18 protein-coding genes are annotated in these 24,017 nt (G+C 44.0%); 12 read left to right on the forward strand and 6 right to left on the reverse strand.

The window, feature by feature from the left end; translation table 11 throughout:
• The first annotated feature begins 116 nt into the window (after positions 1–116).
• A complete protein-coding gene (locus tag CMAQ_RS00880) occupies positions 117–500 on the forward strand; it encodes a hypothetical protein (RefSeq protein ID WP_012185239.1) in 384 nt (127 codons plus the stop codon).
• Positions 501–667: 167 nt separating this feature from the next.
• A complete protein-coding gene (locus CMAQ_RS00885) occupies positions 668–2,014 on the forward strand; it encodes a glycoside hydrolase family 57 protein (RefSeq protein ID WP_012185240.1) in 1,347 nt (448 codons plus the stop codon).
• Between the two features lie 47 nt (positions 2,015–2,061).
• On the opposite strand, the gene CMAQ_RS00890 is transcribed toward CMAQ_RS00885, so the two are convergent.
• Complete coding sequence (locus CMAQ_RS00890; RefSeq protein WP_012185241.1) at positions 2,062–4,746, reverse strand: alpha-L-rhamnosidase; 2,685 nt, start codon at positions 4,744–4,746, stop codon at positions 2,062–2,064.
• 141 nt (positions 4,747–4,887) lie between these two features.
• Here CMAQ_RS00890 and CMAQ_RS00895 point away from each other — a divergent pair, with 141 nt between their 5' ends.
• Positions 4,888–5,901 carry a galactitol-1-phosphate 5-dehydrogenase gene (locus CMAQ_RS00895; protein ID WP_012185242.1) on the forward strand — a complete coding sequence of 338 codons (1,014 nt, stop codon included), beginning with the start codon at positions 4,888–4,890 and terminating at the stop codon, positions 5,899–5,901.
• Between the two features lies 1 nt (position 5,902).
• Entirely contained in the window at positions 5,903–7,099 is a 1,197-nt protein-coding gene (gene rhmD / locus CMAQ_RS00900; protein ID WP_012185243.1) for an L-rhamnonate dehydratase, read from the forward strand.
• Here the strand turns inward: rhmD and rqcH are convergent.
• Together rqcH and CMAQ_RS00910 are read right to left on the reverse strand one after the other, a co-directional pair.
• Positions 7,096–9,048, reverse strand: coding sequence for a ribosome rescue protein RqcH (rqcH, locus tag CMAQ_RS00905; RefSeq protein WP_012185244.1), 1,953 nt, complete (start codon positions 9,046–9,048; stop codon positions 7,096–7,098). The two genes, rhmD and rqcH, sit on opposite strands and share 4 nt — an antisense overlap.
• Before the next feature lie 48 nt (positions 9,049–9,096).
• On the reverse strand, positions 9,097–10,857 hold the full coding sequence (locus tag CMAQ_RS00910) for a chloride channel protein (RefSeq protein WP_012185245.1): 1,761 nt from the start codon (positions 10,855–10,857) through the stop codon (positions 9,097–9,099).
• Positions 10,858–11,004: 147 nt separating this feature from the next.
• Between CMAQ_RS00910 and CMAQ_RS00915 the strand changes: the two genes are divergently transcribed.
• From CMAQ_RS00915 to CMAQ_RS00930, 4 genes are all read left to right on the forward strand, one after another.
• Positions 11,005–12,111 (forward strand): AAA family ATPase, encoded by a 1,107-nt coding sequence (locus tag CMAQ_RS00915; protein WP_012185246.1) that lies wholly within the window; start codon positions 11,005–11,007, stop codon positions 12,109–12,111.
• Positions 12,112–12,181: 70 nt separating this feature from the next.
• On the forward strand, positions 12,182–15,475 hold the full coding sequence (locus CMAQ_RS00920; RefSeq protein WP_012185247.1) for a coiled-coil domain-containing protein: 3,294 nt from the start codon (positions 12,182–12,184) through the stop codon (positions 15,473–15,475).
• Positions 15,465–16,052, forward strand: a complete 588-nt coding sequence (locus tag CMAQ_RS00925; RefSeq protein ID WP_012185248.1) for a hypothetical protein — start codon at positions 15,465–15,467, stop codon at positions 16,050–16,052. Before CMAQ_RS00920 ends, CMAQ_RS00925 begins: the two co-directional genes overlap by 11 nt.
• The gene (locus CMAQ_RS00930; RefSeq protein WP_012185249.1) at positions 16,039–16,935 is read left to right on the forward strand and encodes a DNA double-strand break repair nuclease NurA; all 897 of its coding nucleotides are present in this window, start codon (positions 16,039–16,041) and stop codon (positions 16,933–16,935) included. The genes CMAQ_RS00925 and CMAQ_RS00930 overlap by 14 nt, the downstream gene beginning before the upstream one ends.
• On the opposite strand, the gene CMAQ_RS00935 is transcribed toward CMAQ_RS00930, so the two are convergent.
• The 3 genes from CMAQ_RS00935 to CMAQ_RS00945 form a co-directional block, all read right to left on the reverse strand.
• The gene (locus CMAQ_RS00935; RefSeq protein WP_012185250.1) at positions 16,932–17,354 is read right to left on the reverse strand and encodes a helix-turn-helix transcriptional regulator; all 423 of its coding nucleotides are present in this window, start codon (positions 17,352–17,354) and stop codon (positions 16,932–16,934) included. The two genes, CMAQ_RS00930 and CMAQ_RS00935, sit on opposite strands and share 4 nt — an antisense overlap.
• A complete protein-coding gene (locus CMAQ_RS00940) occupies positions 17,339–18,043 on the reverse strand; it encodes a hypothetical protein (protein ID WP_156769801.1) in 705 nt (234 codons plus the stop codon). The genes CMAQ_RS00935 and CMAQ_RS00940 overlap by 16 nt, the downstream gene beginning before the upstream one ends.
• 212 nt (positions 18,044–18,255) lie before the next feature.
• Entirely contained in the window at positions 18,256–18,750 is a 495-nt protein-coding gene (locus tag CMAQ_RS00945; RefSeq protein WP_012185252.1) for a peroxiredoxin, read from the reverse strand.
• Between the two features lie 137 nt (positions 18,751–18,887).
• On the opposite strand from CMAQ_RS00945, the gene CMAQ_RS00950 reads away from it, so the two are divergent.
• From CMAQ_RS00950 to rpoA2, 4 genes are all read left to right on the forward strand, one after another.
• Positions 18,888–19,799 (forward strand): dihydropteroate synthase, encoded by a 912-nt coding sequence (locus CMAQ_RS00950; RefSeq protein WP_012185253.1) that lies wholly within the window; start codon positions 18,888–18,890, stop codon positions 19,797–19,799.
• A gap of 11 nt (positions 19,800–19,810) precedes the next feature.
• Positions 19,811–19,984 carry a hypothetical protein gene (locus CMAQ_RS10620; protein WP_156769802.1) on the forward strand — a complete coding sequence of 58 codons (174 nt, stop codon included), beginning with the start codon at positions 19,811–19,813 and terminating at the stop codon, positions 19,982–19,984.
• A 71-nt stretch (positions 19,985–20,055) separates the two neighbouring features.
• The gene (gene rpoA1 / locus CMAQ_RS00955) at positions 20,056–22,725 is read left to right on the forward strand and encodes a DNA-directed RNA polymerase subunit A' (protein ID WP_012185254.1); all 2,670 of its coding nucleotides are present in this window, start codon (positions 20,056–20,058) and stop codon (positions 22,723–22,725) included.
• The gene (rpoA2, locus tag CMAQ_RS00960) at positions 22,718–23,884 is read left to right on the forward strand and encodes a DNA-directed RNA polymerase subunit A'' (protein ID WP_012185255.1); all 1,167 of its coding nucleotides are present in this window, start codon (positions 22,718–22,720) and stop codon (positions 23,882–23,884) included. The genes rpoA1 and rpoA2 overlap by 8 nt, the downstream gene beginning before the upstream one ends.
• Positions 23,885–24,017 lie beyond the last annotated feature (133 nt).

The raw sequence follows: 24,017 nt of genomic DNA on the forward strand, positions 1-24,017 counted from the left end.
TAATAATTAATAAGGTGGCTTAACATTGAACTTTAGTTTAAAGCTCTTCTTAACCACAGCTTGAATCGCCGTATTTATGGGTGACTAAGTGTTTTTAAACAGCAGGCTTACAGTTAGTGAATGTGCAGTCAAAGGCTGTGGTGCTTAAGTTCCAGAATGGTGAAGTAGTGGTGAGGCTGGATATGGCTAGGTCCCCCATAACTGCAACCAGGTTGCTGAATGCATTACCTGTTTCAACACCATTCACTAGGATAGGATCATTAATAACAATACCCCTTGACTTAGGTTCATTACCGGAAACATTCGAGGTTAAGGCTAGGAGAGGGGAGTTATGCTATAGGCCTAATACCAAGCAGTTAATCCTGGCAACAGAGGATACTCAGATAGGAACTAGAATTAATCCACTTGGAATAGTGGTCTCTAACATAGATCTACTGGATTCCATTAAACCAGGTATAGTCACGATAATTCCAGTTAACATTGAGGGTAAGGCAAGTTAACCTCATAAACATTCCACGGATTACCCCCTTTGGATAATTCCGTGTAGTTGCCTCATTTTTAATGCAACACCTTAATTGAGTAGTGAATAGTATTTGAATAATCTATGATTAAATAAGGCTACTGCATATTGCATAAAACACTAAACCACCGGTGGAGTATGCTTAACATGGTTAAAAACATCGTATTCTTCATGGAGATGCATCAACCTAGGAGACTTAATAGGCTTCTTCATTATCAATCCTCAATGGAACCCCTTGACCTTTTATTCGATGATGAACTTGATAAGCTTATTTTAAGTAGGATTGCAGCTAGATCCTACAGTAAGGTTCTTGATATTATTAAGGAGGCTAATAGGGAATACGGCTACAGGTTTGCGATTAGTATAACTGGGGTATTGGTTGAACAGTTGAGGAAATGGGCCCCGGAGGTTTTAGGGAAGTTAATTAACTTAATTAATGATGATGCCGCTGAGCCAGTGGCTGAAACCTATTACCACTCCTTAGCTTACTTAATTGATGAAGCTGAATTCAGGGAGCAGGTTATGATGCATGTTAATTTAATTGAGAAGTTAACCGGGAAGAGACCTGTTACTGTGCAGAATACTGAATTCATGTATAGTGATGATGTTGGTAGGGTGTTTTCAGAAATGGGGTTTAAGGTAGCCTTAACCGAGGGTGTGGAGAGGGTTCTTGGGTTTAGGCAGCCAACTTACCTTTACAAGAGCCCAAGCGGCTTACTGCTCCTGCTTAGGCATTATAGGCTTTCCGATGATGTTGGTTTCAGGTTTACGAATAAGTCATGGGACCAGTACCCGTTAACTGCCGATAAGTACGTTGCTTGGTTAAGGGCGACATGGGGTGATTTAGTAATGATTGGGTTAGACATGGAGACCTTCGGTGAACACATGCCTGAGGAGTCGGGAATATTTGAGTTCCTGAGGTGGATGTTTAGGCATGCTTATGAATCAGGCATAAGGTTCATAGCGCCAAGTGAGGTTAAGGGGTACGTGTCATCATCATATGAACTTAACGTTAATGAAGTAATATCGTGGGCTGATGCTGAGAAGGATACCTCAGCGTGGATTGGCAATGAAATGCAGTGGACGTCGTTTAACCAAGTGGCTATGCTTCACGGTTTAGTTAAGGAGCTTGGTGATGAGTATCTGAGGAATTACGTTAGGTTACTCATGGTTAGTGACCACTTCTACTACATGTCAACTAAACATGGTGCACCTCAGGATGTTCACAATTACTTTAACCCATACTACAGCCCCTATAGAGCCTTTACCCTGCATCAATCCGCGGTGCATAGGGTACTTAGCTACATGGCTAGGACGCATGGTAATGCCTCAGTTATTAGGCATTTAGCCAGGATTAAACTACCCAGTGAGTTAGCTACCTGGGTTAGGGGTGAGTCATTTAGTAAGGCTCAATGCACCAATGCCCAATACACGGCTAGGCTTATGACTATTAATCACCCTAAGTTAACTGAAGCCTGCAGTAAATCAAGCTAATGGGGAGTTAACATGATTCGCCTGCTTTAAGTCATGGTAAGGATAGTTTAGTTAATTGTCTTAATGGTGAATATGAATCTCCCTGAACCAACCTCAACCACTATACGGTCCCCAGCATCCTTAACCGATAATACCCCAGGGCTAACTTCAACCACCTTACCCCCACTCCAAAGCACTTTATCACCCTCCCTCACTACCGTTGATTCACCCAGTTTAGGTAAGTGAACCTCTGCGGTTGAATTAACGGGTACAGTAACCGTAACCACCAGTTCATCATTAACCCTACTCCACTCAACTGAGGTAAGCCCCCTAACAGTGTATAATGATGCTGAGCAATACCTCAACTCACTGGGTATGTTTGGCTTAATCATTATTCTTGAGAAACCCGGCTCCAGGGTCATTAACCCGGCTAAATCCCTGTAGAACCATGCGTCAATGCTCCCAAACATGTGGTGATTATGGGAATTCATACCAGCCCCAGTGAGCTTCTCCCACCTCTCCCACAGTGTGGTTGCACCCTCCTTAATCATGTACCCCCAGCCTGGGTACGATTCCTGCGTCACAGCCCTGTAGGCTAAATCAACGTAACCGTACTTAACCAGGACCTCGGGTACGTACTTCGCCCCAAATATACCCACCACTAAGTGCCTATCCCAATCAGCCTCAATATTATGCGCTAGGGCTTTAACTATGTCGTTAACCCTATTGCCGGGTACCATGTCGAGGTAGAGGGGTAGGGCATTGCATGTTTGTGAACCACCAAGCATTCTAACTGAACCATCAGGGGCAGTGTACTTTGAGTAGTAGCCGCGTTCCGTTAGGAAAACTCTATTGAAGGCATCCCTAATTTCCTCAGCCCTCTTAGTGAAGAAGCTGGCGTCTTCACCACGGCCAAGCACCTTGGCTATTTGGGCCAGGGTTAACGTATCCCTATAAAGTATCCATGTTGATAATATTTCAGGTGGGCAGTATTCAGCTGAGAAGACCCTACCTGGTGGTACCCATTCACCATACTTACTGAAGTAGAGTACATTATCCTTAACCCTTGAGTTGAGGAAACTCCACCACTTCTTCATAGCTTCATAAGCCTCCTCAAGAATTTCCACGTCACCGTAATGCACGTAGAGTAGCCATGGAATGTAAATTAAGGCTGTTCCCCAAGCTGGGTCAGCTGGGTACGTATTCCAGTAAGGTGGTACAGTATCCGGTATTGAGCCATCATCCCTCTGTGAATCAATAATATCACGAATGAACTTCTCATAGTACTTAACCATGTTGAAGTTAAACACGGCTGAGTCTGAGGATAACCAAGCATCCCCAAGCCAACCCATGCGTTCATCCCTTTGCGGGCAATCCGTCTGAATACCATTAAGTAGGTTAGCCCTTAGGCTCCACCAAGTGATCCTGTGGATATCATTAATTATTTTACTTGACGTAGCTATTGATCCAGTTGACTCAAAGTCCGTTTGAACAATAACGGCCTCAACATCATCAATAGACGGTACACCTGGGTAACCAGTCACCTCAGCGTACCTGAAGCCGTGGTAAGTGAACCTGGGTTCAAGAACCTCAACATCCCTGCCGCTTAATATGTATGTATCCGTGGCCTCGGCGCCGCGAATATTCTCAACGTTAAGTGATCCATCGGAATTAATGACCTCACTATGCCTAACCTTAACCTCAACACCACTACTCCCCCTAACCCTAAGCCTAACCCAACCGGTTATGTTTTGCCCAAAGTCAAAAACATAGACTCCAGGTCTTGGATTATAATACTCCCTAGGCTTCAATGTTCCCTTAACCTTGGTTCCAGGTACTGCGGCAGTGGACCTAAGCCTACCACCAGGTGGCTTAACTACACTGCATTGTACCCAGTTTGAGTCATCGAAGCCGGCCTTATCCCAGCCGTAGGGCTCCAGCCTAGCGTCATACCTGTACCCGTTATATATGTCGTCGTAGAGTATGGGGCCTTTAACTAGGCATTTCCAGGATTCATCAGTGTTAATGGTGATGACTGATCCATCACTCAGCCTGATCCTAATCATGGCGCTTGCCTTAGGTTCATCATAGTACTTGAGGCCAGGTATTTGGGCCCGGTTAGGTGAAACAGGCCCATACCTCCCCCTACCTAGTATTAAGCCAATGACGTTTTCCCCACTCTTAACTAGGTTGGTTACATCATAGACACTGTAGTAGACTGTCTTATCGTACTCACTCCAAGGTGGGTCAAGGACCCTATCCCCCACCCTTTCACCATTTATCCTAAGCTCATAGTAACCTAAACCAGTTACATAGGCCTTGGCCTCAATCACACTACCCTCCACCCTAAAGCTCCTCCTCAGTAACTGACCTCCACCAATCCATTTACCACTCCACTCCTCAGGCTTAAGTACCGCTGTCTCAAACCATTGAACATCACTCCAATCCCCCTCAACGCCATTTGAATCCCATGCCTTAACCCTCCAGTAATACTTAGTGAAGCTACTTAAGGGTGGTCCATTATATTTGATGACTTGATCCCTTGAATTAACCTTACCGCTATCCCACACATCACCAATACCCTTAACAGCGTTCTCAAGGCTACTACTCACTATTACCCTATAGGCTGATTGATACTGCCCCCTTTCCTCATGCTCAAGAATCCAGGAGAACCTGGGCTTACTCTCATCAATACCAAGGGGATTAACCGTGAATTCAACCCTAGCGTCTATGATTCTTAAACCGTGAACCATACTTATTAAATCTAGGACCCTATTTAACGAATCCGCTTAACGGGTTTAGGATTAATTTAAGCCTACTTCCCCCTGCCGCCACGTATTAGTTGTAAACGGGTTCGCTGGTACGTTTAAATCCCAGGTGTAGTTGATTAAGCAATGAGGGCTCTTGTTTGGACCGCAGTAGGTAGGATGGAGATTAAGGATGTTCCTAAGCCAATTCCTCAACCTGGCTGGGTCGTTATGAGGGTTAAGTACACTGGTGTATGCGGCTCAGACATAGGTGGATTCCTAGGTAAGAATGAACTTCGTAGGCCACCGTTAATAATGGGTCATGAATTCACCGGTATTGTTGAGGAGGCTGGACCAGGGGTTCCTAAGGAATACATTGGTAGGCTCTTCACCGTCAACCCAATAATTGGATGCGGTCACTGTAGGTATTGTAGGAGCGGGTTAAAGAACCTGTGCGTAATGAGGAAGATAATAGGCATTGATTACCCTGGAGCTTACGCTGAATACGTCGCAGTACCTGTGGATAACCTATACCCTGTAAGTGACCCAGTTAAGGGTGCCTTAGCCGAACCATTAGCCACATCATTAAGGGCCGTTAGGTTATCTGGAGTCAGCCTGGGTGATTCAGTACTGGTTATTGGCGCTGGCCCAGTGGGTTCACTGGCGATTAAGCTACTTAACATAGGCGGTATTAAGGATATTACTGCAATTGATATTAACGCTAATAGGCTTGAGTGGGCTAGGAGGTGGGGTGCCTCAAAGACACTTAGCACCACTGGGGAGGAGGCCTTGAAGACTATTAGGGAGCTTTACCCCGAGGGCTTTGATGCCGTTATTGATGCCGTTGGGTCAACAGACACCAGGAGACTAGCCATTAACACTGTACGTAGGGGTGGTAGGGTTGTGTTCGTTGGTTTACACGATAATGAGACTTCAATACCAGGGAACCTGATTGTTAGGGGTGAAATAGAGATTAAGGGATCCTTCTCCTACACTGATGAGGACTTCCGCAGGGCCGTGAATATAATTGAGTCTGGTTTACTTGACCCAAGGGAGGGTTGGGTTGACATTAGGCCTCTTGAGAAGGGCCAGGAAACATTCACTGAGTTAGCGGGGACTGAGACGAAGTACGTTAAAATAATGTTAACCCCAGGTGAGTAACGTGAATGATGTTGATGCATCAATTGAGCCTAAGAGGATTAAGGAGGTTAGGGCGTACGTGGTTAAGGGTGGTGGCGCTGATTACCATGATCAATCCAGTGAACACTGGATACTGGGCTACATAGCAACCCCCATTTCAATATACCCGGAGTACAGGGCTAGTAGGGCTTCCTGGGGACTTAACGTACTGGGTTCAGTGGTTGTTGAGGTTGAGTCAAGTGATGGTGAAGTAGGGTTCGGTATAAGCACTGGTGGTTACCCAGCGGCCTGGATAATTGAGAACCACTTATCAAGGTTCGTGGTGGGTAAGTACGTTGGTGAGGTTGAGAAGACTTGGGATCAAATGTTTAAGGCTACAATATACTATGGGAGGAGGGGGATTGTTATGAACGCTATTTCAGCTGTTGATTTAGCCCTATGGGACCTAATGGGGAAGGTTAGGGGCTTACCCGTGTATGACCTGCTTGGTGGACCTGTTAGGGATGAGTTAACCTTCTACGCCACTGGTCCAAGGCCTGATGTGGCTAAGAGCCTCGGCTTCATAGGTGGTAAACTACCTTTAATTCATGGGCCGGCTGATGGTATTGAGGGGTTGAGGGAGAACGTGAGGATTTTCAAGGAGGCTAGGGAGAAGGTTGGTGATGACTTCCTACTAATGTATGATTGCTGGATGAGCCTAGACCTACCCTATGCTCAAAGGCTTTTAAGTGAACTTAAGCCCTATGGCTTATTCTGGATTGAGGAGCCATTCATTCCAGATGACTACTGGTCCTTCGGGGCATTAGCCAACATTGCCCCACCAACCCTAGTGGCCAGTGGGGAGCATGAGTCCACTGTGCATGGGTTTAGGCTGCTTCTTGAACTTGGTAAGGTTAATGTAATTCAACCAGACGTAACGTGGGTTGGTGGAGTAACACCTATGATTAAGATTGCTGCATTGGCTGAGGCCTATGGGGCGTGGGTTATTCCACATGGCTCAAGCGTGTACGGTTACCACTTCATAATCACTAGGGTTAACAGCCCATTCGCAGAGTACTTAGTAGTATCCCCGGACGCCACTAAGATTGTTCCTCAATTCCACCCACTACTGAGGGATGAGCCTATTCCCCAGAACGGTAAGGTTAGGCTTAGTAGGAAACCTGGCTTTGGAGTTGAGTTGAATAGGGATCTATTAGTTAGGCCCTTTAAATCAACTTAACCAGCAACCTTATTGAAAATCCCCTTAACAGTATCCCAGGTGATTGGGTTACCTTCATTAGACTCAATTACCACTGATGGCCCTGGCACATGCTCAATAATATGATCCACAGGTATTTGCCTAGCCTCAGGATACCTCTTAATGAATAATTCCCTAATCCTACCAGCAACCTCACTCCTCTCACTGTTACCTGGCTTAAGGGTAATGTAGTAATTCGCCAGTGAACCCATGGCTGTTGGTGGTGCTGATACTAGCCTAATCACGTCACCGTCAATCCTTAAACCCACACTAATAATTAACTCAACACCCCTAACCCACCCCCTCTGTCCATATATCATGAATCCACCCTTAGACAAGTACTCGCCACTGGGCGCCTTCTTACTAACCTGCTCACCCTTAACGTAGTAGACGTCTATTGAATTAGCCCCAAGCTTCCAAGCCTTGGAGTAGGCTGCGGCGTATTGAGCAGCCTCAATTAAGTCCTGTTGCTTAACCTCCTGGCCCCTAGTAACCTTAATCACCGTCACTGGGCCTCCTTGAACATCAGCGTGAAGAAAGAGGTCCCATGGATTCATGTACCTCTTAACAATGGCCTCATTCTGCCCAGCATCCTTACCAGCTAGGACCGGTGAACCACCACTGGTTATGAACCACCTAAACCTCTCAAACCACTCCCTACTGGCCACGAATCTAACTGCCGCCCTAGTCTCCTCAGTGGCTTCATTAACCCTACTCCTTAATTCATTCACCTTACCCCTTAATTCCGTTAACTTAGCCTCAGCCGCCTTAGCCTTCTTCTCCAGTCTCTTAGCCTCCTCAAAGTACTTGGCCGCCGTCTCCCCAGGACTCTCCCCCAATGTTAACTCAACCTCATTATTATTCACCGTAACCTTCACTGTCTTCCTCAATGGATCATAATCAATCACCTTAATGCCACCATACTCAATACCCTTAACCTTAGCCTTGAAGGAATCCTTATCAGCCATGTAGGCGCGCAGCAGCGCCTCATGAAGCTCACTAAACTCATAGAGCCTACCCATGATTAACTCACCCCTCCTCCTAAGGTTCTCAGCCTCCCTTAAGTAACCACCCACGGTGTCCTCAAGTTCCTTAATGGATGACTCAAGCCTAGCAATCTCATCCTCAATACCCTTAACCCTCTCCTCAGCAACCCTCTCAACCTCAATTGAGGTGAAGTAATCGTCAACAGCCTTATTGAAGCTCTCAACCTCCTTGAACTCACCCTTAATTGAGCTAAGGGGTATGGGGGATACGTATGATGGTGAAGCATATATGACTGGCTTAAGCCTACCTAAGTGAAGAACCTCAAGAATACCCCTAATACTTCCCCATACTAGAACCGGGTCACTGCACCCAGACCTGGTGCAAACCTCCCTGGCCCAATCAGTACCTAACCCAAGACCCTTAGCTAAGGCTTCATCACTTAAGCCTGAATCCTCAATGAGCTTAAGTAGATTATCGAAGAACCTTGGATCCAGGAACCTCCTCGGGGGTTCAATGTAGGTTGATCCAACCTTAACCTCCCTATCCTTACCCCTGTACTCGTGTAGAAGCCACTTAACCTTACCATCAACAGTGAACACCATGTTGAAGGGTGGTATTAATTCAATGGTGAGTCTACCGCAGTTTAAGTCAATACTCATCACCCTATCTAAGTTAGCCTCAAACCTATTTATCACGCAGTCCTCAATAAACCTCCTAAGGGGACTGGGGGATAAGCCTTGAGGTATCCTCCAGGTTCGACTAATCCTCCTTGGGTTAGCGATAAGGTAGGCTACATCAGATGCCCTAATCTTAAAGTAATGCGAGTCACCAAGCCTATAAACCCTAATCAACCTCCCACCACTCAACGTGGCGTTAAGCTCAACCGCTATGGCCACTAAGTCAAGCGCATTAAGGGTCTTCTTAACGGGCACAGGCTTAGGCACTATTCCCCCTTATTAAACACACCACTTAATGAATTAAAACCGTATCCATTAATGATATGGTTGCTTATTGGGCATTAGGCTTCTTAATCTCTCGGTGTAAGCCTTATTCATGTTCTCCATGGTTAGTATCCCCAGGAACTCACCGTTACTCACCACTGGTACCCAGGTGGTGCCCAGTTTACTCATAACTGTTAATGCATCGTAAAGCGTGGACTCAGGGGTCACGTACTGGGTATCCCTAATAATGTAGTCACTAACCTTCCCCCTGCCACCATTCATGTTATAGATACTGATCAAGCCTATGAACCTCCCATCATCAACAACAGGCAACGCCGTGTACCTGAGTCTAAGCATTGTGTTTAAGGCTTTACCAGCATCATCACTTGGACTCACCACAGGTCCCTTAATTATTCTACAATCCTTAACCTTAAGCTCCATGATGAGTGGTACCTTGTATTCATTAGCATGGGCTGGGGAATCCCTCCTAGTTGGGACTTGGGCCCTATATATCGTATAGTCACCTGATACTATGTAGGCTATTGCCACGGCTATCATGGCTGCAGGCAATAATTGATAACTACCCGTCATTTCAATAACCATGAACATTACCGCCAAGGGGGCTTTAGCAGAAGCCCCGAAGAGCGCAAGCATACTCACTATTACAAATGGCGCAGGATTAGGGGTTAAGCCTGGTGTCAGGTAGTGGAAAAGAAGCCAAGCATCAAAACCAGTGAAAGCCCCTATCACTATGCCTGGCGCAAAGACACCACCACTACCACCTGAACCTACTGTGAATGATGTTGCAATAATCTTGAGGAATGGTAGCAGTATTAGAATCATAAGCGGTGGTATTAGTACTGGTGACGCAAATGCATTAACATTATTGAACTCAGCTAAGTTAACCCAACCATAACCAGTGCCTAATATTTCAGGCACCAGTAGGCCTATTAAACCAGTGGCAAGGCCACCAATTACAGGTTTCACGTAGTTGCTAATCCTCCACCTCTTGAAGGAGTCGTGAATGAAGTAGAAGGTCTTCACGTAAAGTACCGCTACTAATCCATCCACTATACCGAGAACGGCGTATAATGGTAACCTTAATGGATTGAAGACACCGGTGTAGTACCCGAATATTGGGGTGAAGCCAACAATGGAGCTAAATATTGAGTAACCCACCACTGAGGCCACTAGGGCCGGGAATAAGACCTCAGTCTCCATATCCCTCTTATAAAGCACCTCAGCCGCTAATATTGCTCCACCCATGGGTGCCTTAAATATTGAACCAATACCAGCACCAATACCAACAGCAACAGCAATCCTCCTATCCTCAGCAGATAAGCCTAATAAATCGGCTATAAACGACCCAATACCAGCGCTTAATTGAGCCGTGGGCCCCTCCCTACCGGCACTTCCCCCTGACCCAATCGTTATGGCTGAGGCTATGAGTTTAATAGGCGGTATTCTCCTTCTAATCCTGCCTTGAAGCCTATGAAAGGCATTAATCGCCGCATCAGTCCCATGACCCTCAGCCTCAGGAGCCCAGGTATACACTATTAAACCTGAAAGTAACCCACCTAAGGCAGTGGACACCGGTATTAACCAAAGCCTACCTGCATGAAGTACGTAGTTTAATGAACCACCCTCCCCTATGGGTAGAGGTGGTTTAAAAGCAATTAACCTAACCATGAATAAGTACTCCATGAACTTTAAAGTGAAGTAGAAGGCTAATGCCGATAAACCAGCAACCACACCAATCACGATTCCTAAAATAAACCACTTGACATAATACGGCAACTCACTAATGTTCATTAATACGCTGAGGAATTAAGGCATTTATAAGGCTTATTGTACAACATCATTACCCTTTAAACCCAGCATCATTGGTTCTCATTTAATTAATAAATCGTAATACTGGTAAGGTATTTAACCCGGTACCGGCAAGTTACCGGTACCGGTATGAAATTCATATTCGGTAGGGAGATTCTTGACCCATCGGAATTCTATGATAGGGAGGAGGAACTTAAGGTACTTATTAATTCATTTAAGGTTAGGCAACCAATTGCAGTTATAGGTTATAGGAGAATGGGGAAGTCGTCATTAATTAATGTTGCTCTTAAATTAATGGATAATGAAGATACAGTAACCGTTAAGGTGTCTTTAGAGGGGGTTAGAAGCATTAGGCAGTTTCTCGACCTTTACGTTAGTAGTATTCTTACGGAGACCGTTAGGAAATCGATTAGACTTAAATTGAAGGTAGACTTAATTAACATTAGAGATGCATTACATGCATTACTCGGCGCTGTGAGGGAGGCTGGGGTTAGGTTTAATGGACTGGACTTCTACGTTAGGCTTTACACTGATGTGATTGATTATAAGGTTAACATGATTAAGGCATTGGATGAATTCCTTCAAATGCCCCAGAAGATTGCTGAGGAGTTGGGTAAGAACATGGTGATTGCGCTTGATGAATTCCAGCAGGTTAGGTTCCTTAAGCAACCGTACCCTGATGTATTAAGGGTCATGAGGAGGATTTGGCAATCCCACAGCATGGTTGAGTATGTGATCGCTGGGTCTGAGGTGGGTATTATGAGGGAGTTACTGAGTAGGAGTGATCAACCCTTCTTCGCCTTCTTTAGGGTTATTGAATTAAAGCCCTTTAATAAGGACACCAGTATATCATTCCTAAGGGAGGGGCTTATGGAGAATGGGGTGTATTGTGTAGGTGAAGTCTTAGAGAAGGCTTATGAGTTAACGGGTGGTTTCCCAGCTTGGCTTAACCTGGCTGGTTTAAGAATGGTTGAGGGAGGCTGCGATAAGTGGTTTATACTAAATGACCCAACAGTCAAACTCATTATAGAATCCGAGTTAAGTAGCCTTAACCATAATCAACTTAGGCTCCTTAAGGCATTAGCCATGGGTATTAGGTTGAATAAGGCAAACGTTATGAAGCCTAACAGGGTTTTAAATGAATTAATCGCAAAGGGGCTTGTTGAGAAGACTGGGTGGGGTAGGTATAGGATTGTTGACCCATTGTTGGCGAATTACTTGAAGATTAATGGTTAAGGAGACTTAATACGTAATTCATTAATTTAACTGTTCCCTTAATTTAGGGGAGCCTTAACTCTACCTTAAGATGGGGAATCCTTATGAAGCATTAGGCTTCGTGGATAGGCCGCTTAACCCAAGTGGGCTCCCACCGGTGGTTAGGCGTTACGTCACCATGGGGCTTGAGAAGGAGATTAGCGAGATTATGAAGGCTGTGGAGGTTTTTCTAAGGGGTAGTGATAACATGCTGTTGGTTGTGGTGGGTCCGTATGGTTTCGGTAAGTCGGATCTACTTGATGATGTTGAGGAGAGGCTTAAGGGTCTTAACGTGGATGTGGTTAGGACCGCCCTCAGCCTAAGCATGAACATTAAGGATTACTTAATTAACAGATTCATGAGTAGGGATCCCAGTAAACCATTGATCCTAATGTTTGATGAGGCTGATGAGTTAACTAGGGCAGTCTCAATGTCAGGTGGAGTGAGTGGTGAGGTTAAGAACTCCATAATGCAGGTTACTGGATTAATTAGGGCTATTTTAGAACCAAGGAACTACGCCTCACTACTTAACCTTAAGCCAAGTGACTTAAGTAGAGTAATGATAATAGCAGCCTTCACCCCCCAATTATATTACAGTATACTGAAGAATAATGTACCGGACGTGTTCGATATTGCCAGGGGAAGGGTCTTCAAGGAGATTACCATTGATGATAGGGTACCCTACTGGCTTTACGAGGCTATCATTGAGAATAGGCTCCTATCATACTCAAAGCCGGAGAGACTTAAGGCTATTAATGATGGTAAACTTAACCCCCTTCACCCCTTTAATAGGGAATCATTATCATTAATATACCTAATAGCCAGGAGAATGGAGAATGGGCAGGCTTCACCCAGGAATCTGATTAAACTAACCTCCAAGTTACTTGAAATGATTACTGAGGATGATGGTCAATTAACCGTAAACCTCATGATACGCTTCCTAACCTCAGAACTAGGCAAGTACATTAACCTCAGTCTACTTAATGAGTTAAAGACCTATGGTGATGATTTAATGCACGTAGCCTTATCCGGCATACCTGTTAAGGCTAATCCCAGTGTTGAGTTAACTGGGCTTGTTGAGAAGGTTAAGGTTATTGAGATTAACCCAGAGAATGCCAGTGAATTACATGTTATTAATAACTTGAGGATGATTTACGGTAAACCACCAATAGCTGCTGATGACTTGAGAAACCTATCCATAGAGTACGGCTCATACTACACAGTACCAATGGATAAGGGGGTTAAGTTAGTGGTTATACTTCCAGCTGAGGCTGATGTTAAGGGTTTCATAAGTCATGAAGCCTACGTACTTAAGAAGAGTATTCACGATAAGCTACTTGGCTTAACTAATCCAGAGACCAGTAGTCTTGATGAGTTAAGTAGCTTCATAAGGCAAGTAGCCACAGCTAAGCCCATTGACGTAGCCAGTAGGATAATAAGCATGATCACTAAGAGTGAGCCTATTAAAACCCAGGATGGTTTAAGAATAGTCATCGCCGACAATGCCCTAGACGCTAGACTAGCCTACGTAGTGCTCACAAGCCCTGAGGGTGCATTAGGTGTTGCAGCTAACTGTGGTGTTAGGGTTAATGGGCAGGTTAAGCATGTTGATGGTTTAATAGGGCTCATTGTTAATGACCAGTTACTGACAAGTCAACTTCAAGGTAACCTAAACGTGAAGTGGTGTGGAGTTTATGATGCATCTCAAAGAATCCTGTTAATTAACTACGGCTCAGATAACGTGGAGGAATTGAGGGGAATCCTAATAGGTCTCTACGTATTATCCAAGTTCAGTAAGATACCCAGTGAGTACGCCAGTCAGGTTCAAAGCGCCACTAGGTTCATTGAGAGGATCAGTGCCTTCAGGGATTCATTGAGGAATCAACTCCTTCAATACACACTGGGCCTACCTAGGAGGAGGGAGGGTAAGAGGGATGCCATTAGGAGTGTTGTTAAGAGTTGGGTTGATGGTACTATTGATCAATTAACACCCTCAGCCTTTAAGTGCGGGGATAAGCCATGCATATCTAGGGTTGAAGCAACCTTGGTGAATTACCTAAGTAGCCTTAAGAGGCCGATTGATGAGAAGGAGCTTGAGTACGTTATAAGGGGGCTTTTCCCCATTCAATTATGGAGGGACTTCAAGGAACACGATTTAATAGACTTAATGAGGCTAAGGGGACTGCTTTTTGAACGTAATGGGAAGTACGTAGTGACCATTAATGGTGGATTCAACGAGGCCGTTAACGACGCATGCCTCAGGGTGAGGGAATTAGCTAAACTGCTTAATGGCAGTGTCCCAATAAGTATTGGTAATATTAACCTCACTTTACAGACAGGCTTCAGTGCACTTCAAGGAGAGGTTAAGGAACTTGAGGAGGAGTGTAGGTTACTCACAACGGTAATAAGTAACCCCACTGAAGATGAGTTGAAGAAACTGGCTAAAATTAACTTAAGCCTAATTACTCTTCAAGATAAGGTGAATGAGGTTAAGGAGAATGAGGGGAAGTTAATTAATGAGATGAAGAACACCATAAGTAACCTGAACACCCTAATCAACTCCCTGAGTAACCCTGAGGTTAATGTTGATGATGCGATTAAGGATGTTGTGAGAAGTAAGGTTAAGGAACTCCAGGAAACAGTAATGAGAGCTGTGGGTAACCTAAATGGCTTAAGCATTGATAAGGCATATGAGGCTTTAAAGTCCTTAAACGAAAACGTATCTAAGGAGATTAATAGACTTAGGAGGGAGCTGGAGCTTTCAGCATCAATACTGCATTACGCTCATGAACACGCGGTAATAGCACTTATATTATCTAAGGCGTCTCAATTAATTGGTAATGGCGATGAGATACCGCCTGAGGATAATATTACTGATTCAATAATTGAATTATTGAGTAAGGATGCGTTGGATGATTTAGAGACCGTGTTAAGTGAGTATGAGAGTAGGGTTAAGGAGGCTAGGGGGAGGTTAATAGACGTTATTAGCAGGGTTAAGGCTAAGGCTGCTGAGTTATATAATTCAGTTAACTGGCTTAGGCATAAGGGGTTGGTTAACCAGGACTTGAAAATGCCGAACTTGGATTCAGTTAACTTGAGTGAACTTAAGGCAAGCATTGATGAGTTAGTTAACGTTAACGGTATGGTGACCAGTAGGCTTAATGAATTAGCCAGTAAGCTTAACGTACCTTTAAGTGTACTGAGGTACATTGCCTCAATGGGCCCTAACGTCGGCCTTGATGAAGTAATCATGGCTAGGGAACTAGGCATGGAGTCCAGGGAGGTTATTAATTACCTTGAGACTTTATGGAGGGCTAAACTGGTGGAGAAGCGTTATGTCTCATGAATCTCCATTAATAGTGGCTGTGGGTAATGATCCTGGAAGCAGGTTATGTAGGCTTATTAAATGTGTAGACAACTATAGTGGTTACGTTGATGTAGCAATATGCCTTAAACAATGCCGAGACATTAAGGCACCCATTATTATTAATGTTACTAACTGCAATTGGGGTGGAGGGGTGGTTTACGGTAATGTAACCCTCAAGTCAATTAAATGCTGCAGTACAGACTGCGTTAAGATTATTGATAATAATATTGTTATTACTGGTTACGTGCCTAAAGTGTACATGGGGCCGATGGCTGAGGTATTAATTAAGGATGTTACAGCCCTCTGGAGGAGTACGCTTACTGATGATGCTGTTAATAGGATTAGTAGAAGGATACTTGCTGAGAGGAGTAGCCTTGGCTTATCTAAGACATTAATGGGCTTAGTTAGGATGCTTAAGAGTGGTGATGCCTCAGGCTTGGATGAGGAGGTGCTAATGATTCTTGAAACCCTAGGTATTGTTAATTCAGGAATACTAATGGATAAGGATAAGTTAAGAAGCCTAATAGAGGAGGTGAGTAGGATTGTATACCCTTGAATCATTAATAGGAGGCATATATAAGCTAAGTGAGGTTGAGTTAGCTCAAATAAGCACTGAGCTTGATGGCTTAAACATTAGGGACATTATAATTGAGATTAAGGATAATTCAAGTAATGATTACAACACTGCAGCAGTGGATTCAGGTTTCATACCGGTAAAGTACCTTGGAGTGATTATTGGTTTAATAAACGTGGCAACTGTTGTGCTTCCAAGTAGTGTGAGAAGTAGATTCATTGTGAGGATGGTTGATAACTTGGAGTCCCTTGAGGAGGCTGCTAAGCTTGAGGAGTTTAACTCAGCAGCTGACTTACTGAAGGACCATGAGTTAGTTTTAATGGATGGACCATTAGTGGTCAGTGATGAGGAGTCAAGTAAGTTAAATGCATTAATTAATAGCGCATTAAGCACCGGGCATTACGTATTATCCTTCACCAAGGAGGTTCGCGTTAACCGCGTCTCCAGTAGGTTAATGGGTGTTAGGAATCAGATTAATGAAGTGGCATTATTCTTCACCTTATTTGAAAGATTCAGGGAGAAGGAGTCGGGGTCTGTTTTAATCACGGTGCCGGTTAATGTGAGAAGTGGGGTGGTGGGATTCTACATGCAGGTTAATGGTGGTAGCCCCCCGGTTTACGTTGAGGCCAGTGAGAATGTGCTTAAGAATCCAAGCGTACTGGGGGCTGTGTCATTAATGATGAGTAGGGAGAATTACCCAATACCGCTTTACGTTGCTGATAAGTTATCTAAGGTTAGTGATGAGGTTAAGAGGTGGTTCATTATGGCATTACTTAGAATGGGTGAGAAAGGTGAGGTGGATCCACTACTGTATAGGTATATTAGGGATATGCTTGGTTACGCCAGGGGTAGAAGCCTTTATTAGTTTTGGGGTGAATCCTCGTTAATCGACTTAAGTATGCTTAAGACGTCTTGGGTTCGCTGAATGTAGACGTAATTATACTTACCCCTCTTCTCAACGTTAACTAACCCTAATTCACTTAACCTCTTAATTATCCTGAAGAGCGTGGACTTAGGTATGTTTAGTTCCTTACCTATAATGGATTGAATAACCGGCTTACCCCTACTCATAAGGTACTTAAGCACCTTAACCTCATCAGTGTTGAGCCTTGGCCTACTATCATTAATGGGTAATGAATCCAATTCGATACTATCATTAATCACCCTCAGTATTCCTTTAGTTAACCTAGCCTTAACATCATACATCATGTAACCCAGCACCATTATTAGGAAGGCCTCCATCATTACTATTACCATTATTACGTTACCTAAAGGTGGCTGCACTCATTAATCACCCTAGTCACTGAATTCTCAAGTTTATCGGTTAGTATTGTTAATAAACCAAGGGTTCTTATTGACCCACTGGCCAGTATCATGTAGCCGTAATTCTCTATATTATTTAGGCCGAGTTCAGAAATACCCTTTACAATGCATTCACTATTCCTTATCTTACCAATTACACTAATACTCACGTTAGCCGAGCCGGCGGTTAATCCACTGCTTAGGTTTATTGATATTACTGAGGCCACGTCACCAATCCTAATGACCTTGTAGGCTTCATTATTATTACCACTAACTAACCAATCATTATTACTAAGCATTAGTGCAATTTCTATGTTTGAAATGGGGGTGTTAGTCATGTATGACATTTCCTCTATAAGTTCACTTAACGCATTCAATAGGATTTTTAAGTCATTAATACTCTTAATACCCTTAAGTGTAACTGATGGTATTAACACAGCCATTTTAGAATCCTTAACGTAATCAGCGTAGAAGCCTAATGAACCAACCGCTGGGGCTATTATTGAGAACTCCTCCTCATTAACCGGGGTTATTGTTGCTATTTTAAACTCAATTAAACCTGTATTAACCATTCTATTGAATGATAATTCAATAAGCTTTCCATTAACCATTGAGTAAACCTTAGACTTCTCCACACCACCACTGAACTCCTCAACAATAACACTATCCATTACGAATTTTACCATGTATAAGGTGCTTATATGCATTACTGTTACTCATTAAGCTTCCCTAACGTTAATTCCACCATACTGCAGCGAGTCCTATAACTAACTACTTTTTAAGCCAATGCATACACCAGTGATTACTAAGAGTTTTAGTCAGGAGGCAGTAATGCGGATTAATGGATTACGTAATTTAATGATCCTCGGTAAGCGTTAGGGGATTAACCGCACCCACCACTTTTAGAAACGGTCATGGCTGTGACAAGATTAAGTATTTCCTTATATGGCGGTTCATTCCTTGGATCATCACTAACCCACTTATACCTAACTACACCTTGTTCATCAAGTATGAAGGCTGCCCTCTTAGCCAGCTTCTTTAAACCAAGTAGATCCTCAAGCACTAGGCCATATTTCTCAATGAACTGCCTATTAAAGTCGCTTAGTAATGTGAAGTTTAACTTATTAGCCTCCTTAAAGGCCTTTAATGCCCATGGTTGATCAACACTTATAGCAATTACCTCGGCATTAGCCTTATTCAGTAAACTCATATTATCCCTTATTGTGCATAACTCCTTCGTGCATACTGGGCTGAAGGCTGCAGGGAACGTTAAGACAACGACAGGCCTCCCTTTACCTAGGAAATCACTTAGCCTCCTCACCTTTAAGTCTGTGTCCAGTAGTTCAAAGTCAGGTGCCTTTTCTCCTACGTTAACCATGATAGCCTTGAGAGTTACTTAATTTAAAAACTTAATGTACCTATTCATTAATCTTGAACATATGGATTATCTTTATATTCCCTGGCATTGTGATGAGGAGACAGATTTAAATCTAGTCAAGTTGAATTACCCCTTTAATGAGACTTAAATTAAATGCACCTGAGGTTATGGCAGTCATTAACGTAAGCCCCGAATCCTTTTACTCAGCAAGTGTTAAATCAACTGAAGAGGAGTTGCTTAAATTCGCCATTAATGTGTTTAAGGCTGGTGTAAGGATCTTTGACATTGGGGGAATGTCCACTGCGCCATTTAAGAGAACTTGGGTTCCTGAGGATGTTGAGTTAAGTAGGCTTAAATGGGCAGTAAACCTACTGAGGGGGGAGTTGGGTGATAGGATTATCATATCTGTGGACACCTTCAGGCCACGTGTAGCCTCTGAGGTGGCTAAATTAGGTGTAGATGTTTTGAATGATGTGACTGGTTTAAGGTATGATAAGGGGTTGGCTAAGGTGGCTAAGGAGCATGGATTAGCCATGATACTGTGCGCAAGGGAGGCTACTCAAAGTGGCTTAAATCCCGTTGAAGCTATTATTAATGAGGCTAAGTGGAGTATTAATGTTGCTGAATCCATGGGTGTTAATGATATTATAATCGACCCATGCATAGGCTTCCCACCACTTGATAGGGACCAGAACCTGGAGCCGAATAGGCAGGTACCTAATACGCGTTACGATGACTGGCCCTATAGGGATATTTACCTTGTTGCTAACGCCGCAAGGATAAGGAGGGAACTTGGTAAACCTATTTGCGTTGGCGTATCAAGGAAGGGATTCATAAGGAGGCTACTGGGTGGTGGTGTTGAGGATTCCATATGGGGAACACTGGGGCTTCACGCATACTTGGCCTACGTGGGTGTGGATGTAATTAGGGCTCATGATGCAGTGGAGACTCTTAATGTTGTTAAAATTATTAATATGGTGAAGGAATGTGGTGGTGATTATTTAAGCTGCATTGATAACGTGAGAAAAGCTTATAAAGAGGCTGATTAATCAGTGGTCATATGTCTATTAACATTATTCAGGAATATAAACGATATAGGACTATTAAGCAGCTTAAAATGCTCCGAACAGTAAAGGCTACTAGGGAGGTTATGCTAATGGCAGTGGCCATGAGGCCACTACCCATTGAAAGGAGGGTTAAAGGCAGTATAATTGAAGTTAAGGCTACTCATTAAGGCATCCTTAGGATGCCTTTAACTGGGAGAAAAAGTTTTATAAACCCAACGGGTACTATGGTGATCTTAGAATGTCTTATTCTAATCAGGGAAGCGGTGAGGATAATATACCGCTTAAGGTAATTAAGGAAATAAGCTTCAACGTCCTCTCACCAGATTTAATACGAAAAATGTCGGTAATGGAGGTAACAACCTCAGAGACTTATGATGAAGCCGGCAACCCAGTTAAAGGCGGGTTAATGGATAGGAGACTGGGTGTTGATGAACCTGAGGCTAGGTGCGAGACCTGTGGCAATGACTGGAGGAGGTGCCCTGGACACTTCGGTAGGATTGAGTTAGTTAGACCTGTTGTTCACCCTGAGTTCGTTAAACCCATTTACGATATACTGAGGGCAACATGCCCTAATTGCGGGAGATTGAAGCTAACTGATGAGGAGTATAAGAGGTATTCTGAGAGGATTAAGAGGCTTAAGAAGCATTGGAGAGCCCTCTCCGATAGGCTTATTCTCAGGGTTAAGAAGAAGGCCGCGGCTAGGTCAACATGCCCACACTGCGGTGCACCTCAACCTAAGATTAGGCTTGATAAGCCATTCAAGTTCTACACTGAGTCCGAGGATGGTAGGTTAACTAGGCTTGACCCAGTTAGCATAAGGGAGTGGCTTGAGAAGGTGCCTGACGATGACCTTGAATTACTCGGCTGGAACCCCTCAACAGCCAGACCAGAGTGGGCTGTCTTAACGGTTTTACCCGTACCACCACCTCAAGTTAGGCCATCAATACAATTACCCAGTGGCCAAACCAGTGCAGATGACTTAACCCACGCCTTAACAACAATACTTAGGTATAATGAGAAGCTTAGAAACGCCATAGAGTCCGGTTCACCCACAACCTCTATTCTTGATCTTTGGGACTCGCTTCAAGCCAATGTAGCCACATACATTGATAATGAACTACCCGGTGGTATTCAGGCTAGGCATAGGAGTAAGAGGCCGCTTAAGGGTATTGCCCAGAGGCTTAAGGGGAAGGAGGGTAGGTTTAGGGGTAGCTTATCAGGTAAGAGGGTTGAGTTCTCAGCTAGGACTGTGATTAGCCCTGACCCTAATTTAAGCATTAATGAGGTTGGTGTACCAATTGATATAGCTAAGGAGCTGACTGTGGTGGAGCCTGTTACTGAGTGGAATATTGACTTAATGAGGATGCTTGTTGTTAATGGACCTGAGACCTGGCCTGGGGCTAATAGGGTTATTACGCCTGATGGTAAGAAGATTGAGCTTAAGGTTAGGAGGGATAGGAGTGAATTAGCCCAGCAGATTCAGCCAGGTTGGATGATTGAGAGGCATTTAATGGATGGTGACTACGTCCTCTTCAATAGGCAACCAAGCCTCCATAAGATGTCAATGATGTGCCACATAGTTAAGGTACTTCCAGGTAGAACCTTCAGGCTTCACTTAGCAGTATGCCCACCCTATAACGCTGACTTCGATGGAGATGAAATGAACCTCCACGTACCCCAGACCCCTGAGGCTAGGGCTGAGGCTAGGACTATAATGCTTGTTCAAAACTTCATAGTGACACCCAGGTACGGTGGCCCGATAATAGGTGCTAGGCAGGATTACATAAGTGGAGGCTACTTACTCTCAAGGAAGGGGAATGTGTTAACCAGGGAGAAGGCACTATTCATACTCGGCGCCGTTAGGGAGAATGTGCAGCTTGAGGAACCAGCAATAATGCATCCTGTGGAGCTTTGGACGGGTAAGCAGATAATATCAACACTACTGCCTAAGGACTTCAACTTCACTCAGGCAACATCCTTCAAGTCAACGTGCAGTGACCCATATAGGTGTGATACTGATGAGTACATTGTGGTTGTTAACGGTTACTTAGCCACTGGTGTGCTTGATAAGAAGTCCATTGGCGCTGAGCAGGTTGATTCACTGCTTCACGTACTAGTTAAGAGGTATGGTAATGAATTCGGTAGGAGGTGGATTGACTCAATGTTCAGATTAATAATAAGGTACATTGACATAAGGGGCTTCACAATGGCCCTTGACTCACTTAACCTACCTGAGGATGCAATGAAGAAGCTTGATGAGGTTAAGAACACCTACATTAAGGAGGCCTATGAATTACTGGATAAGTACTATAAGGGTGCACTTGAGGCTGAGCCAGGTAAGACTATTGAGGAGACCCTTGAGGATAAGTTAGCTGAAACATTATCAAAGATTAGGGAGGAGGCCTCTAAGATAGTTGACGACTACATGAATAAGGAGTCCGAGGTTTACATAATGGCTAAGACGGGTGCAAGGGGTAGTCTACTGAATGCCGCTCAAATGACCGCCGCCCTAGGTCAACAAACAATAAGGGGTGAGAGGTATAGGCGTGGCTTCACCGACAGGACCCTACCCCACTTCCTACCTGGCGATAAGGGACCTGAGGCTAGGGGCTTCGTTAAGAGTAACTTCAGGGATGGATTATCACCAATAGAGTACTTCTTCCACGCCGGTGGCGGTAGAGATGGATTAGTTGAAACCGCGGTAAGGACATCTCAAAGCGGCTACGCGCAGAGGAGGCTTATTAATGCAATGCAGGATATTTACGTTGCCTACGACGGGACAGTTAGGGATTCACAGGATGCAATAATTCAATTCAAGTACGGTGAGGATGGTATAGACGTCTCCAAGAGTGACCACGGTAGGTTAAATATAGATGAAATAATAAGGAGGGTGATGACAAGTGGCTGAGCAGTACCTAAGCCAAGAGGAGGTTAGGTCAAGGATTGAGACCCTTAAGGAGGTGTTACCCAGTAGGTTAGTTAATGAACTGCTTAATAGGTTGAATAACGTTAAGTTATCTGATAGGCAACTTGAGAGAGTTATGAAGGCTGTTGTGGCTGAGTACTATAAGTCAATAGTTGATCCAGGTGAGGCAATAGGCATAGTTACTGCTCAAAGTGTTGGTGAACCATCAACACAAATGATATTGAGGACCTTCCACTACGCCGGTTTAAGGGAGTTCTCAATGGCCTTAGGTTTACCTAGGTTAATTGAGATAATTGACGCTAGGAGGAAGCCCCAAGTACCTAGGATGACTATTTACCTTAAACCAGAGTACGCGCACGATGAAGAGAAGGCTCATGATGTCGCCAAGAGGATTCAAGCAATAACCATTGAGAACCTAGCTAAGAGCGTTGATGTGGATTACTTCAATTCAACAATAATAATAACCCTTGATGAGGATGCCTTAAGGTACAGGGGGTTAAGTGTTAATGATGTTAAGAAGGCCTTAGATAGGATTAAGGGTAAGGCAGGGGAAATAACCGTTGAGGGTAATTCAATAAGTGTGACTGTTAATGCCCAGGAGGTATCAGCATTAAAGAAGATGAGGGATAAGATTCTTCAAACCAAGGTAGCTGGCATAAGGGGGATTAAGAAGGCCTTAGTTATGAAGACTGATAATAATGAGTACGTAATATACACTGAGGGAACAAACCTCGAGGCGGTACTACTGCTTGATGAGGTTGACTCAACGAGGACAATATCACACGACATACATGAGGTTGCTGAGGTACTTGGTATTGAGGCTGCAAGAACCATGATTATGAGGGAACTAAAGGCCGTTCTAGATGACCAAGGCCTAGATGTAGACACCAGGCACTTAATGATGGTTGCTGACGTAATGACATGGGACGGTAAGGTTAGGCAGATTGGGAGGCATGGTGTAGCAGGCCAGAAAGTCAGTCCATTAGCCAGGGCAGCCTTTGAGGTAACGGTTAAGAACCTAATTGAAGCAGCCTACATGGGGGAGAGCGAGAAGTTTAAGGGCGTTGTGGAGAACATTATATCAGGCAGGTACGTGCCAATAGGCACTGGTTACGTTGAATTAATGCTTGAGCATCCGTGAAACTCACATATTAAACACCCGTAGTCAAGGCCTCATTAAATTAAAACTAAGCCTCATGATCCATATACTTAAATATATTTTAAGCTTATTAAATATCTACAATATTAAATAGTATTTTAATTATTTCACTATA

Source organism: Caldivirga maquilingensis IC-167, from assembly GCF_000018305.1.
GTDB lineage: Archaea > Thermoproteota > Thermoprotei > Thermoproteales > Thermocladiaceae > Caldivirga > Caldivirga maquilingensis.